The organism is Rhizobium sp. S163, assembly GCF_030380805.1.
Classification (GTDB): domain Bacteria; phylum Pseudomonadota; class Alphaproteobacteria; order Rhizobiales; family Rhizobiaceae; genus Rhizobium.
Map to the genome: position 1 here is coordinate 383,767 of NZ_JAUDSA010000037.1, position 13,100 is coordinate 396,866.

General features: G+C 58.1%; 11 protein-coding genes and 1 pseudogene. 4 read left to right on the forward strand and 8 right to left on the reverse strand.

Going from position 1 to position 13,100, the window contains the following annotated elements; translation table 11 throughout:
• Positions 1 to 641 precede the first annotated feature (641 nt).
• The gene (locus QTL96_RS28780; protein WP_289730130.1) at positions 642 to 1,661 is read right to left on the reverse strand and encodes a putative sulfate exporter family transporter; all 1,020 of its coding nucleotides are present in this window, start codon (positions 1,659 to 1,661) and stop codon (positions 642 to 644) included.
• A 105-nt stretch (positions 1,662 to 1,766) separates the two neighbouring features.
• Between QTL96_RS28780 and QTL96_RS28785 the strand changes: the two genes are divergently transcribed.
• Complete coding sequence (locus QTL96_RS28785; protein ID WP_289730131.1) at positions 1,767 to 2,654, forward strand: LysR family transcriptional regulator; 888 nt, start codon at positions 1,767 to 1,769, stop codon at positions 2,652 to 2,654.
• A 7-nt stretch (positions 2,655 to 2,661) separates the two neighbouring features.
• Here the strand turns inward: QTL96_RS28785 and QTL96_RS28790 are convergent.
• Positions 2,662 to 3,045 (reverse strand): annotated as a pseudogene (locus QTL96_RS28790) (alpha-glucosidase); the annotation flags it as partial.
• 558 nt (positions 3,046 to 3,603) lie between these two features.
• Between QTL96_RS28790 and QTL96_RS28795 the strand changes: the two are divergent.
• Together QTL96_RS28795 and QTL96_RS28800 are read left to right on the forward strand one after the other, a co-directional pair.
• Positions 3,604 to 4,581: a magnesium transporter CorA family protein gene (locus QTL96_RS28795; protein WP_289730132.1), complete on the forward strand. Its 978-nt coding sequence runs from the start codon at positions 3,604 to 3,606 to the stop codon at positions 4,579 to 4,581.
• An 820-nt stretch (positions 4,582 to 5,401) separates the two neighbouring features.
• Entirely contained in the window at positions 5,402 to 6,805 is a 1,404-nt protein-coding gene (locus QTL96_RS28800) for an FAD-binding oxidoreductase (RefSeq protein ID WP_289730179.1), read from the forward strand.
• Positions 6,806 to 6,816: 11 nt separating this feature from the next.
• Here QTL96_RS28800 and QTL96_RS28805 read toward each other — a convergent pair whose 3' ends face one another.
• The 6 genes from QTL96_RS28805 to QTL96_RS28830 form a co-directional block, all read right to left on the reverse strand.
• Complete coding sequence (locus tag QTL96_RS28805) at positions 6,817 to 7,695, reverse strand: MurR/RpiR family transcriptional regulator (protein ID WP_112943149.1); 879 nt, start codon at positions 7,693 to 7,695, stop codon at positions 6,817 to 6,819.
• Positions 7,696 to 7,782: 87 nt separating this feature from the next.
• Complete coding sequence (locus QTL96_RS28810) at positions 7,783 to 8,646, reverse strand: MBL fold metallo-hydrolase (RefSeq protein WP_289730133.1); 864 nt, start codon at positions 8,644 to 8,646, stop codon at positions 7,783 to 7,785.
• A 9-nt stretch (positions 8,647 to 8,655) separates the two neighbouring features.
• Positions 8,656 to 9,552, reverse strand: a complete 897-nt coding sequence (locus tag QTL96_RS28815; RefSeq protein ID WP_289730134.1) for a phosphoglycerate dehydrogenase — start codon at positions 9,550 to 9,552, stop codon at positions 8,656 to 8,658.
• 35 nt (positions 9,553 to 9,587) lie between these two features.
• Entirely contained in the window at positions 9,588 to 10,541 is a 954-nt protein-coding gene (locus QTL96_RS28820) for a shikimate dehydrogenase (RefSeq protein WP_289730135.1), read from the reverse strand.
• Positions 10,538 to 11,191 (reverse strand): bifunctional 4-hydroxy-2-oxoglutarate aldolase/2-dehydro-3-deoxy-phosphogluconate aldolase, encoded by a 654-nt coding sequence (eda, locus tag QTL96_RS28825; RefSeq protein ID WP_113197052.1) that lies wholly within the window; start codon positions 11,189 to 11,191, stop codon positions 10,538 to 10,540. The genes QTL96_RS28820 and eda overlap by 4 nt, the downstream gene beginning before the upstream one ends.
• A 25-nt stretch (positions 11,192 to 11,216) precedes the next feature.
• Positions 11,217 to 11,840: a glucose-6-phosphate isomerase gene (locus tag QTL96_RS28830; RefSeq protein WP_289730136.1), complete on the reverse strand. Its 624-nt coding sequence runs from the start codon at positions 11,838 to 11,840 to the stop codon at positions 11,217 to 11,219.
• Positions 11,841 to 12,039: 199 nt separating this feature from the next.
• On the opposite strand from QTL96_RS28830, the gene QTL96_RS28835 reads away from it, so the two are divergent.
• Positions 12,040 to 13,011 (forward strand): substrate-binding domain-containing protein, encoded by a 972-nt coding sequence (locus tag QTL96_RS28835; RefSeq protein WP_037179307.1) that lies wholly within the window; start codon positions 12,040 to 12,042, stop codon positions 13,009 to 13,011.
• The last annotated feature ends 89 nt before the right edge of the window (positions 13,012 to 13,100 follow it).

The window sequence follows — 13,100 nt, forward strand, 5'->3', positions numbered from 1 at the left end:
TAGACGGAGGTCGCGTTCCGAGTGCTGGTGCGAATCGCTCCAGTGGGTCGAGATCATGCCCGACAGCGTCCCATCTCGCGAAACGAGTGGCGTGGTCTGCGCAGGTCGAATGCCGGCTCTTCGAAAAGCCAGCAAATCCGACGTCCCCACAATCTCTGGCTAAGTCTCAAAGTCTTCGATAATCGCACGTCGGCCCAACTTCAAAGCCTGGGTACAGCTGCTTAGGGCGGTTGACGGTACCCATTCCCAAAATGCCACGCTTTCCGGCGACAGTCCTCGCGAGGTAAGAAGACGCAGGCCACTGCCGGCACCATCTTCGTTTCTGCGCAGTACCTGCATGGTTCCGAACTGAGAGCGGGTGATGGAGATGGCTGCATCGACAATTTGCCGTAAAGCGCCAGGCTGTCCTGCTCCGCGATCAAATCAATGCTAATGGCGTGCAGCAGCTCGATGTCGGACGTGTCACTCAGCAGCTCTCTGGAGTGCTTATGACTGGTCACGATGCGAAGATTGGTCATTAGAGTCCTGACTAGCAGAGAGTTCTGCGCACATTTTCCTCCACTGGGGAGTGGCTCACGATCAAGGATCGCGCGCTTGAACGTTCTATTGGAACTTCAGTTCCGATGATTTTCAGCCTACAGCTAACGTGCGAGGACGGCAACGACACCGCAGTAACTCATTGCTGTCAGAAGCAGCAGCGAAGCAGATGCCGCAAGAATGAGGCGTCCGCCTGCACTGGCGACGGTTCGAATATTTACCGACAGTCCCAACGCTGCCATTGCAAGGACTGTCAGAACGCTCGACAAGGTAAGCAAGAACGGAATGATTGTCGCTGGAATTAGCCCCATCGAACGAGCGATCACCACAATGATGAAGCCTATGATGAACCACGGAACGAGACCGCGTTGCGCATGGGTACAGTCACTGCGGTCCTTTTGAAGAATTCCAAGGACGAAGATGACTGGACCCAACATCAAGACGCGCAGCAGCTTGATCAACGTTCCTGTCTGAACGGCTATCAGGCCCGCAGGTGCCGCCGCTGCGAGCACTTGCGGTACGGCGTAGACCGTCAGGCCGGCCAGTGCGCCATATTGCGTCACCGACATGCCCGCATAGAAATACACCAGCGGAAGGATTAGAACCGAGGCGACACCTAGAACCGCGGTAAAGGCAAGCGCAGCCGCAACTTCATCGGAATCCGCTTCGATGACCGGGGCAACAGCGACGATCGCGGAATTGCCGCAGATCGAGTTACCACAAGCAATCAACATAGAAAGTCGGCTCGACAATCCGCAAAAGCGGGCAACGAGGAAGCTGGCGCAGATCGAAATGACAACAATTGCCACGACGCAGACGACCAGCGTCGCACCTGCGCTTCTCAACGTTCCCAAACTCAAGGAGGCCCCCAGAAGGACGATGGCGATCTCGAGCAATGTCTTGGAGCTGAAACTGATGCCCGGCTGCCAGGATGTTTTGCCGGGCAAGGCCGTTCGCGTGATGATCCCAATCACGATCGCAAAGACAAGTGCTTCGAGAAGCCCAACGCCGAACACGGCATGTTCCAAGCGCTCGAACAGATAGGCAGCGGCAGCGACCGCGGTGCAGACAAGGAAGCCGGGAACGATCTGGCGACTGTGTCTGTAGTAATTTTGGAGGGTCATCGGGCACCTGGAATTCTTTGATTGCCGCCAGATTTTTCAGCTAATCGCGTCGACTTCCATCGAATATTCTTCTACATTTCATTCGAGAAAATAGAATGATTTCCCATGACCTTCGAACAGCTTGCAATTTTCGTCGCGGTGGCAGAGCGTGAACATCTGACCAAGGCAGCGGCCTCAGTCAACCTCACACCATCCGCCGTCAGCACGGCGATCAAGAGCCTTGAGCACCACTATGGCGTAGAGCTTTTTCACCGCGTCGGCCGCCGCATTGAGCTGACGGAATCTGGGCGAATCTTCCTCGGTGAAGCGAAGTCGTTGCTTTCAAGAGCCCGCGCAGCCGAGCTTGTGCTTAGCGAACTGGGCGGAATGCGGCGCGGAACGTTGAGTGTGTTCGCCAGCCAGACGATTGCCAGTTACTGGCTCCCTTCCCGCCTCATGAGATTCCATGCGTTGCACCCGGGCATCGACCTCACTCTGACAATTGGCAATACGCGTACGGTCGCCGATGCTGTCATTTCCGGCGAGGCTGATGTTGGCTTCGTGGAAGGTGACATCGACGAGCCGGTGCTCGCCGCTTCCGTCGTCGCGCAAGACGAGCTTGTGGTGGTCGTCAGCGCATCTCATCCCTGGGCGCGCGCTAGCGAACTTGCTAGCGAAGAGCTTGTCGCGACACCATGGGTAATGCGCGAGGTCGGCTCGGGCACACGTTCCGTTTTCGAAGACGCGCTGGTTGAGTTGGGTATAAAGGTCGAGGATTTAGCGGTCGCGATGGTGTTACCATCCAATGAGGCAATCTTAGCCGCCCTTGATGACAGCGTGTGCGCGGCTGCCGTCTCCCGTCTCGCCGCTCAACAGCATATAGAGGCCGGCAAGCTGATCGAGGTCGACTTTTGCCGGCCGGTCCGGGAGTTCCGACTTCTGAAACACAAGGAACGGCACAGCAGCAAAGCTGCTTCGACACTGATTGAAATGTGCCGGGTCAAGCGGACCTAGTTTCTGTTTAAAGCTCAGCCAGCGTCGCAAAGGTCGCGGCAAATGATGCGTCAGCGCGATAAAAGACCGGCGGCGCACCGACAGGAGCGACTATGTTGATTTCTTGTCCGCCGGAATACGCTTGGCCACTCCACACATGGATCCAATCCACGCCGCTCGGCAGGTAGAGCGTCCGTTCGCGCTGCTCGGCCTGCCATACAGGCGCGACAAGCAATTCTTTTCCATACAGATAGCTATCCTGGATCGCATAGGTGTTGCGGTCATTCTCATGATGCAGGAAAAGCGGTCGCTGAACCGGCACTCCAGTTTCCTCAGCCGCCGCCGATAGGGTGCGAAGGTAGGGTGCCAAATGCACGTAAAGGCGCGTCATGCGCGCAAAATGCGCTAGCACTGCAAATTCCGAGGCAACCCGCCCCCTGATTCCGAAATGATGTCGCCCCCTGAATCCGAGAAATAGTCGCCCCCTCGTTCCGAGATGATGCCGCCCCCTTTTGAGGCATCTTCCAAGGGTGGTTCGGACGGGTGGGCTTGTTCCTCTCTGCTTGCTCCTCGACGTGCGCGGTGATGGCGTCTACCACACGACCTGGATCACTATGCTCACGAGGAAAGCGATCAGAACGAGTGAGGCTATCCACATAACAGTCCGGTTGGCCTCGGCGAGGACCCGTGGCTTGGGACCATGTTTGGGATTGAACTTGCGACGACGCTTCTGCGGTCCACTCCCCTTTGATGATTTGCTTCCTGCTACCATGGGTTCCGTTTTGTTCGAGATTGTACATTCGTCAGCATTAATCTACGCTGTTTCGTCGTGCGCGCGAAGACTTCTTAATTGGCAGACGAAGCGGCTACCTGCTGCGGCGAGCAGTCGGCATGCTTCATCTGAAACCTATACCTGTCAGCGCTTCTCGCTCAAGGTGACACTGATGATTGAGGCCGTGCGGAGCGGAATGTGCTGAAACTAATTTCTCACGGCGGCAAGACGGCACAGATCAGCGCGACTGCCGAGGGTATGCCTGAAAGCGTGATATGGGTCGACTTGCTGAACCCCACAAATGACGAAGTCACCTGGACGGAAGAAAACTGTGGCGTTCGCGTGCCATCGCGAGACGAGCTCAGCGAAATCGAATTGTCGAGTAGGTTGGCTAAGGAGGGGAATTCAATCTATCTAAGCTCGCCCGTGATTGGCAAAGCAACGATCGAGCACGCTGATCTGACACCAGCCGGATTTATTGTCGCCCCTCAAGTTCTCGTCACTGTTCGCTTCGAGGCCCTTCCAACGTTTGACATCGTCGCCGAGCGCCTCAAGCATGACAAAACACTGAATACCGGAATGGCCGTGTTTATCGCGTTGATGGAAGCGGCAGTGGACCGCGGAGCCGATGTCCTGGAACATCTTGCCGCTGCGGTCGACGAGGTCTCCAGGGCGGTGTTCCGCGGTAATTTGAGGGGGTCGGCATCTTCCCGCACCTCGGATTTCACGCTGAGACACGCCCTTTCCAAACTCGGCAGCTTGGCCGATCGATCCTCGAAAGCACGCGATGTACTATTGGGCATCGGGAGGATGGCCACTTTCACGTTGGACATGTGCCGCGATCAGCTTCCGGATGGATTCCACGATCAGCTTCATGCCGTTTCCAAGGACATTTCCTCGCTCAGCGACTATGAAAGCCATCTTTCTGACAAGGCGCAATTCCTTCTGGACGCTGTTCTCGGGTTCATCACGATCGAGCAGAACGATATTTTCAAAGTCCTTACCATCGCATCGGTAGTTGGTGTGCCGCCAACTTTGATGGCCGGAATCTGGGGAATGAACTTCAAGTTCATGCCGGAACTGAGTTGGACATTCGGCTACCCGTTGGCTTGGGTGGTGATAATAGCAAGTGGGGTCGTTCCACTGATCTGGTTCTGGAGAAGAGGCTGGTTTTGAGCTCCCAAGCCCATTTGATGCAGGTGTCCAACTGTAACATATATCGCTTACTTCGAAGTCACGGTGGTGTCAGTCCCTTTGGCAGACGCAACGTCGTGAACCGCGGGTCGTCGATCGTCGCGCAAGTCATTGCCTTCGACGGCGGAACGTTCCGGTAGGTCCGTGCAGGTGGCTCGTTGATGAAGTCGCCCGGAGGTCTCCTGAAAAGCTCGCCGCGCATATCCCCAGTCCCCCAATAGGTATGCTAAGTAGGCTTGTTCTTTGCATCAAGCCTTCCCAGTTTGTCCTGCGCAAAGGCGTCAACAAGGCTGTATGGCACATTTCACTAAACATCAGCTGCACCGGGGCTGCTGCTGTCTGGCTTCGCGGGAAAGCTTGGTCTCGTGGTTGTGAAGGGCTACTTCTATATCGCCTGGATTTCCAGCGATGGCTTTGCCTAGCTCGGCGCTATCGAACATTGCACGATTGGCGCCCTTTCCTGATGGCGTGCCGGAAGGATGGTCGCGCCTCGACGCCGCGTCCTTCCCGTCCACGAGGGCTATTTCCCGTGAGCTATCGGCGCAGGATGTTCCTTACCGGTGTCGATCTCATCCTCGCTGGCATTAAGCAGGGTTCGCAGAACCCGATGCCTTCGCCGCACTCATAGTGTGCTGGTCGCGAGCGCCAATTCGTTAAAGACCAAGCCGTTATCATGCAGCTGGCTTTCGGCCAGGTCGTTCAGCTTTCGATTTTGCATAAAGCTTTCTATAGCACTACCTTACTATTGGTCGTTCTGAGGATGATTGATAAGACAGGCATTCTTCAGGCAGGACGGCTCCTCATGACCCAGATACTCCAGCGCTTGTCGGCGATACTCGGCGACGACCTTATCCTCACTGACGCAGCAGACATGGATCGCTACCTGCGAGACTGGCACTGCGATGCAGCTGGCGCAGCCCTTGCCGTCATCAGGCCCCGGTCGACAGCCGACGTCGCTAGCGCGGTACGGGCATGCCGCGATCTCGGGCTCGCTATCGTGCCGCAGGGCGGCAACACAGGGCTTGTGCACGGAGCGCTGCCACAATCGTCATCGCAGCATATCGTTATAAGCCTTGAGCGGTTAAACAGGATCCGCTCCATTGCTCCCGACGACTTTTCGATGACAGTCGAGGCCGGCTGTATCCTGTCTACGGCGAAGGAGTGCGCTGCAGAGAACGGCATGTTCTTCCCACTTGCGCTAGGTGCGCAGGGTAGCTGCCAGATTGGTGGCAATATCAGTACGAATGCGGGCGGCATCAATGTCTTACGCTACGGTATGACGCGCGATCTGGTGCTTGGCCTTGAAGTTGTCCTGCCAAGTGGTGAGATCTGGAATGGTCTTTCGACACTGCGCAAGGACAACCGCGGGATCGATTTGAAGCAATTGTTCATCGGTTCTGAGGGTACGCTCGGTGTCATTACGGCGGCTTCGCTGAAATTGACGCCCCTTCCGACGCAACGTGAGGCTGCGCTTCTCGCCGTGGCATCTCTTGATGAGGCGGTCGCGCTTTTTCGTTTGGCGCGGCGGGAATGCTGCGACTTGATGTCTGCGTTCGAGTTCATGCCGCCAGAAGCGTTTACCCTTGCGCAGGAAGCGATGCCTGACCTGGTTATGCCGCTTTCCGCTCAGTACCAGGCCTATGTCTTGATGGAGCTCGGAGGTTCCGGGCTAGTCGACATGGCGGATCTGATGCAGCGGTTCCTCGAACTTGGATTGGAAAAGGGTCTTATTCTTGATGGTGTGATCGCCGCCTCCGAGACACAGGCAAAGACCCTGTGGAGCTTTCGCGAGGGCATGGTCGAGGGACAGGTCAAGCGTGGCCGACACCTACGCACAGACGTTTCGGTTTCACTCTCCCACCTCGCATCCTTCGTGGCCGAGGCGGAAGCCGAGCTCGCAAGCGCTCTACCGGCTTGCCTGGCAATATCCTATGGGCATGTTGGAGACGGGAATGTGCACCTGAATGTCTTGCCGCCAACAGGAACTCCTGAAGGCGAACGTGACACGATCATCAAGCAGGCCAAGGCAATCATCAATAGCGTTCTTTTCCGTTACCAGGGAAGCATTAGCGCTGAGCATGGCATCGGGCGTGAAAAAATGGATGACTTCCGCCTCGGATTGACGCCGACGCAGGTGCAACTGCTTGCCGCCTTGAAGGCGGCGATCGATCCGGATTGGCAAATGAACCCAGGCGTTCTCTTCTGATCGGACTGCCTTCAGATCGGCTGCATCTTGCGCATGTCGCTCAGCTGACGCTTCATCTGGTTGATGCGGGCCCGCTCGCCTTCTGGCCGGCGCATGGCAACGCTGGTCGACAGGATGTCGATGACGACAAGTGCAGCGATGCGAGATATAGTTGGTGTGTACGTATTGGTGTTCTCGAGTGTTTCCACGATTAGCGAGACGTCCGAATAATGCGTTAAAGGCGATTCCGAACCGGTCAGGCAGATGACGATGGCGCCGTTCTCACGCGCGATACGCGCGATCTCGATGATCGATCGGGTGGTGCCGGTATTCGAGATGACGAAGGCGACATCACCCTCTTTCATCATCGATGCGACCATCAGTTGCTGGTGGGAATCGAGTTCGGCGCCACAAGGTACGCCGAAAAGCGGGAACTTCTGCTGGGCGTCGCGCGCAACGATGCCCGATGCTCCGAAGCCGAAGAATACGATTGAACGGGCAGCGGCCAGTATGTCGATGGCCTTGTGAAGCGCGATCTTGTCGAGTTTCGAGCGAGCCCAATCGAGGCTCGTCATGGTGTAGTCGAAGATTTTCTCGGCGATCACCTCCGGCTCGTCGGTGTCGAGAAGCACCGAATGGGTTGCCGGCGTGCCAAAGGCAAGGCTTTGCGCGAGGCGTATCTTGAGGTCCTGAAAGCCGTTGCAACCGACGGCTGTCGCAAAGCGAAGGACCGTCGGCTGGCTGACCTCGGCAAGCGTCGCCGTTTCGCCTACGGTCGCGTTCATGATCCGGCGCGGATCGTCGAGCACAACGTCGGCAACTTTGCGATCAGACTTGCGCAGCTCGGGTCGCATCGTCCGGATGACTTCTATGATGTTTCGGCCGTTGCTGCTTCTGATGTCGCTATCCATCCGGATTGCCTTTCCTGCATTTTCGACTGCGAAAGCTAGAAGTTTAGTGGTTTAAGAGCAAGGTGTCCGGTGTATGCGCCTGCGCGGTTAGCGATTTTGCATCGTGTATAGTGTGTTTGTCTTGGCGCGGTGCAGGTTGAGACCGGTGGTTGCGGCGACCGCGGCGTCAATTTTCTCAGGCTGCTCAGTATTGAAATCGAAGAGCCCGTAGTGGTGCGCAATTAGGTCGTTAGCGCCCACATGCAGGGCAACGGCGATTGCTTCGTGGAGCGAAAAGTTCCCGGGTACGCCGTTTTGCGAAAGCTCGGGGTGTTTGCCATTGACTGGTAGGAGAGCAACATCTGGTCGCAGTCGTCGCACTTCCTCCTCAAGTCCGGTGAAGGGAATGCAGTCGCCGGAGTGCCAGATGCACGTACCATCGCCCCGGATGGCATAACCGAGAAATCGGTGGTTGCCGTCCTCGTCCGTCTCCAGCGTCTCATGGGCGGCGCGCGTCGGAATGATTTCGACATTCATAGGCAGCGATACGGGTCCGCCGGCACAAGCGAGAATGAGGCGGTCTTCATGCACGTCCGAGCGCTCCATGGCTTGGGTGGCCACCGCGCGGGGTGCGACAAGCGTGGAGCGAGGATTGGCCTCAAGCAGCAACGGCAAGGTGCCAGGATCCATGTGGTCGGTGTGGGCATGCGTGCAAAGCACGAGATCGACGTGGAGGATCTCGCCCGCTAGCACAGGCGGCTGCATCAAGCGCACATGTGGGCGCGGTGTGTTTCGATATTTCACAGCCAGGCTGTCGGAAAGATAGGGGTCGACGACCAACCGCATCCCCACGATGTCGATGACGAAGCCGGCCTGACCGAGCCAGTATATCTCCGTTTTCCCGCTCGGCGGCCGGCTCAATCGCTCAGCCAACGGTTCTCCCATTGGCTTTTCTGTCAGCTTGACGCGCATCGGTCGAACTCAGGCTGACAGCACGGAAAGCAGGTTGTCGGCCGCTATCCGCGTGGCGCGGTCAACGCTTTCCGCGGTGAAACCGCCGATGTGGCTCGTCGCGATCACGCGTCCGTGCGTGGCAAGCGTCAACGAAACCGGCGGCTCCTGTTCGAAGACGTCGGTGGCATAAGAGCCGATATGTCCGAGATCGAGCGCCTCAATCAAGGCATCTTCGTCCACCAGTTTGGCGCGGGCCGTGTTAACGATAACCTGCCCCTTCTTCGCCGAGAAGATGCGGTTGCGGTCCAGAAACGTTGAGCCGTCTCGGGGAAGGGGGCAATGCAGGCTCAAGATATCAGCTTCGTCGACGATGTCGTCGACCTCGGCATACGAAAATGCGCTCGACGGAAGATCGAGATTCGGCCGGGCCGGATCAAACGCGACAACGCGCGCGCCAAGAGCGATTACCATGCGTGCGACCTCCCGTCCAATCGCGCCACAGCCGATGATGCCGACGGTGCGGCCATGGATTTCAGCACCCCGCAACCTTGGCCAGCCACCGGCCTTGATGCCGGCATCCGAATGCGGAATGGAACGCAGGGCGCTGAAAATCAGACCGATCGTGAGCTCAGCAACCCCCATGGAATTGGCGCCCTCTGCGATCATCACCTTGACGCCACGCTCCTTGAGCATGTCGATCGGGAGGTTGTCGACCCCCACGCCGTTGCGGCTGATGACCTTCAAGGACGCTGCCGCCTCAATGATCTTTGGGGTGACCGGCTCGACGCCGGCGAGCCAGCCAACGCAGCCGGGTACCAGATCGATCAATTCCTGCTCGTTCGGCATTGCGCCTGCCGTAGAATAGACGATTTCAAAGCCTTGCTCTCGCATCCGCTCGACGTCGGGATGCGGTTCCTGCGTCAATGAACGCGGTGTGACGAGAATACGGTGGTTCATGCTCATCTCCCCGCGGCCTGAATGGCGATCTCGGATATGCGATCGAACGAAGGACCCGATGTTGGGATCGAGACGTCGAAGACCTCGGCGATGACCTGCGTCCAGCCGTGGATGAAATAGGTCCAGCCGTCCTCGATGCGCAGCGACCGCCCTGTCTGCTGACGACGAGCCTGGTCGAGAAAGACGAGCTCGCCACGATAATTGAGATCCCAGATAACTGCGCGTTCGGGGAAGACGGCGGCATCCGTCAATGGCGAACCCGGTGCGTCCTTGCCGAGGCCGGTAGCATTGATGACGAGGGAGCCGGGCTTCAATGTGGCCAGAACCTTGTCGTTGTCTTCAGGACGTTCTGCCAGGAGGTACTCGACCGGTACGTCGAAGTCGACCTGCTCGTGGATACGCTTGATCTCGTCAAGGCGATGCTGGCTGCGATTGGTCACGATGATGCGCGACGGCACGTTTCTGCCGCGGCTCTTTCGCATCAGGTGCCAGGTCAGCGCGATCGTCGATCCGCCGGCTCCCATTGAAAACAGATCGGCGTTGTTGTCTGCGAAGTAGGTTTCGCCGAGGAAGCCGTCGATCGACAGGCCCGACGAAATCGGATCCTTGGCGTGGCAGATCAGCTTTCCGTCCCGCTTTGAGATGCAGCTGGTCTCGTCCATCAACAACGCATGCGGATCGATCACGTCGAACATGTCCTTGCAGGCGTGGAAGAGGTCGATCTTGTGGGTGGTGACAAGCGCGCCCATGGACATCGGATCATCACGGATGAACTCGACTGCCTTGCGGTAGGCTGCGGGATCGTCGTGCAGCTTGAAATCGATGCCATTGATTTCGGCGTCCTTCAATCCGAGAAAATTTGCCCAGGCGGGAAAGACCTTCATGATCGAGCTTTTGCCGGTCGTCACGCCGATGAAATAGAGTGTCGGGCTGGTTGCGGGTTCGTAAGTGCTCACGCGCGCTTCTCCAGAGCTTCCTTTGCGACCTTGACGGCAGCTGCGGCGTTTTTCGCGATATCCTTGAAGCGGCCCTCGCGAATATCTTCGGTCTTGGCAATCCAGGTGCCACCCACCGCGATCACCTGGCGAAGCGCAAGCCACTCTCCGATCGTTGCCTCGGTCACGCCGCCCGTCGGGATGAAGCGGATACCGAGATGGGCGAAGGGGGCGGAAATGCCCGCCAGCGCCTTCGGACCGCCCGCTACGCCGGCCGGGAAAAACTTCGCCAGCCGCACGTCACGCGCGGCCGCAAGCGTCAGATCGGATGGCGTCATGATCCCCGGGCAGAAAGGCAGGTTTTCAGTCTTGGCGGCATCGACGATGTCGGGATCGAACCCCGGCGCCAAGCCGAAACGCGCACCGGATGCGATTGCCTTCTTCAGATTGGTCCGGTCGAGGATGGTGCCTGCGCCGATGCACAGTTCGGGGCGCGCGTCGCGCATGGCTGCAAGTACATCTGCGGCGGCATCGGTTCTAAAGGTAATCTCGGCCACCGGCAATCCGCCCTCGAGCAGCGCATCGGCGAGCGCCACCGCATCCGAGGCGCGCTCAATGGCGATAACGGGAACGACGCCGAGACCGGCGATAAGGTCGATAGGATGTGTCATGGCATTCTCCGCAAGCTCTTGTCGATCAGGTGTAGGACTTCATCAGCGCGCGAACCGTGTCCTCGCTGCGCGGTTGATAGGCAGGGTTCTCGATGAGTTTCCAACCTTCGGCTCCGTTGCTTACGACGCGGTGGCGCATGCCGCGGGAGGATTCAATGATTCCGTAATCCTGGCCGCTGTCGGAGGGGTAGGCGAAAACCATCACCAGATCCTCGTTGCCGATGTTGATGGAGCGGTGGATCCAGAAGGGGGGCACATAGCAGATCGTCTGCGGCCCAATCTCGACGATGCGCGTCTCGCCTGCCGGCGATTCGAGCTGCATCAGTCCCAGACCCTTCTGGCCATAATATATCTCGGGCCGATCCGCCTTGGCGTGGATATGTCCGCGCGTCAGGAAGAACTCGGCGGCGATCCGGCCGGGGCTCATTCGCGTGACGCCGTAGATGAGGTCGCCGCTGTGCGTTCCCGGACGAAAATCCTCAACGTCGTAGACGACGACATCGCCGAGCTTTTCGAGCGCCGCCTCGAATGCGGCTTCGTCGGCGTATAGCCCATCGAGATCGCTCAGGCGCTTCTCGTATCGCCCCGTCTTTCCGCTCATTCCGCCGCCAATCGTGTCGACGACGCTTGAGACTGGTTCCCGCATCATAATTCATCCTCCGTTCGGTAGTAGAATTACATAAATAGATATGAAAACACGTGCAAGCGAAATTTTCAGACGATATTGCGCTGCGAAATCGTAAAAACACAACAAAAAATATGTTGACGAGAAAATTTCATGTAACTACGCTACATTTCAGCCAGGAGATGGCTTGCGCTTAAAGCGCTCACTCGGAGGAGAGACGAAAATGAAAAAGACTGTCATGACGCTTGCGCTTTGCGCAGCCGCATCGGTGCTTGCTATGGCAACCGCGCAAGCGGCGGATTGCAAGATCGGTATCTCAATGAAGACGCTGGATGCACCCTACTTCGCTGCACAGGAAGTTTCTGCGAAGAAGCATGCCGAGGAGCTCGGATGCGAAGTCATCTCCGTCGACGGCCAGAACGACCTCAACAAGCAGGTCGCCGACGTCGAAGACATGGTCGCGCAGGGTATCGGCGCGCTGATCATCAATCCGCGCGACAGCAAGGGCCTTGTTCCGGCCGTCAACGCGGCCACCGCAGCCGGCGTCAAGGTCTTCGTGATCGACTCGACTATCGACGCGCAGGCCAATTTCGTAACCCTGGTCCAGTCCTCGAATTCGCAGAACGGTCTTCTGGTCGGTCAGTGGCTCGCCGATGCGACCAAGGGCAAGGAACTCAAGATCGCGCTGATTTCCGGTGACAAGGGCAATGAAGTCGGCCAGGAGCGCCGCCTTGGCGTGCTGGCAGGTTTGACCGAAGGTCAGTTGCGCAACGAAGGCCGTGCCAACTTCACGGTGGTCGGCCAGGGTTGGGGCGCCTGGACCAACGAAGGCGGCCTGAAGGCCATGGAAGACCTTCTGACCGCAAACCCTGACGTCAACGTCGTGCTCGGCGAAAACGACTCCATGGTGCTCGGCGCGCAGAAGGCGCTCGAGCAGGCCAACAAGTCGGGCGACGTCCTGTTCCTGGCCGCCGCGGATGGTCAGAAGGAAGCGTTGCAGGCGATCAAGGACGGCAAGTACGGCGCAACCGGTCTCAATGATCCGGCGCTCGTCGCCGCCACGGCCGTCGATCTCGCCAAGAAGGCGCTCGATGGCAAGCTGCCCGGCGATATCTCCAAGATAACCTACACGACGCCGACCGCGATCACCAAGGACAACGTCGACAAGTACCTGAAGAAGGACGCGGTATTCTAAGACCCGATCCTCCCTGTGGCCGGCGCGGTTTCGTCCCCGCCGGCCACCCATTCAATGACCTCCGAAGCCGGCTCGCGCCGGTGCCACCG

What these genes read in the sequence shown, in the direction of transcription:
- QTL96_RS28805 (WP_112943149.1), bottom strand. Translation starts at nt 7,695, where the DNA reads ATGGATAGCGACATCAGAAGCAGCAACGGCCGAAACATCATAGAAGTC.
- QTL96_RS28780 (WP_289730130.1), bottom strand. Translation starts at nt 1,661, where the DNA reads ATGACCCTCCAAAATTACTACAGACACAGTCGCCAGATCGTTCCCGGC.
- QTL96_RS28785 (WP_289730131.1), top strand. Translation starts at nt 1,767, where the DNA reads ATGACCTTCGAACAGCTTGCAATTTTCGTCGCGGTGGCAGAGCGTGAA.
- QTL96_RS28800 (WP_289730179.1), top strand. Translation starts at nt 5,402, where the DNA reads ATGACCCAGATACTCCAGCGCTTGTCGGCGATACTCGGCGACGACCTT.
- eda (WP_113197052.1), bottom strand. Translation starts at nt 11,191, where the DNA reads ATGACACATCCTATCGACCTTATCGCCGGTCTCGGCGTCGTTCCCGTT.
- QTL96_RS28830 (WP_289730136.1), bottom strand. Translation starts at nt 11,840, where the DNA reads ATGATGCGGGAACCAGTCTCAAGCGTCGTCGACACGATTGGCGGCGGA.
- QTL96_RS28835 (WP_037179307.1), top strand. Translation starts at nt 12,040, where the DNA reads ATGAAAAAGACTGTCATGACGCTTGCGCTTTGCGCAGCCGCATCGGTG.
- QTL96_RS28810 (WP_289730133.1), bottom strand. Translation starts at nt 8,646, where the DNA reads ATGCGCGTCAAGCTGACAGAAAAGCCAATGGGAGAACCGTTGGCTGAG.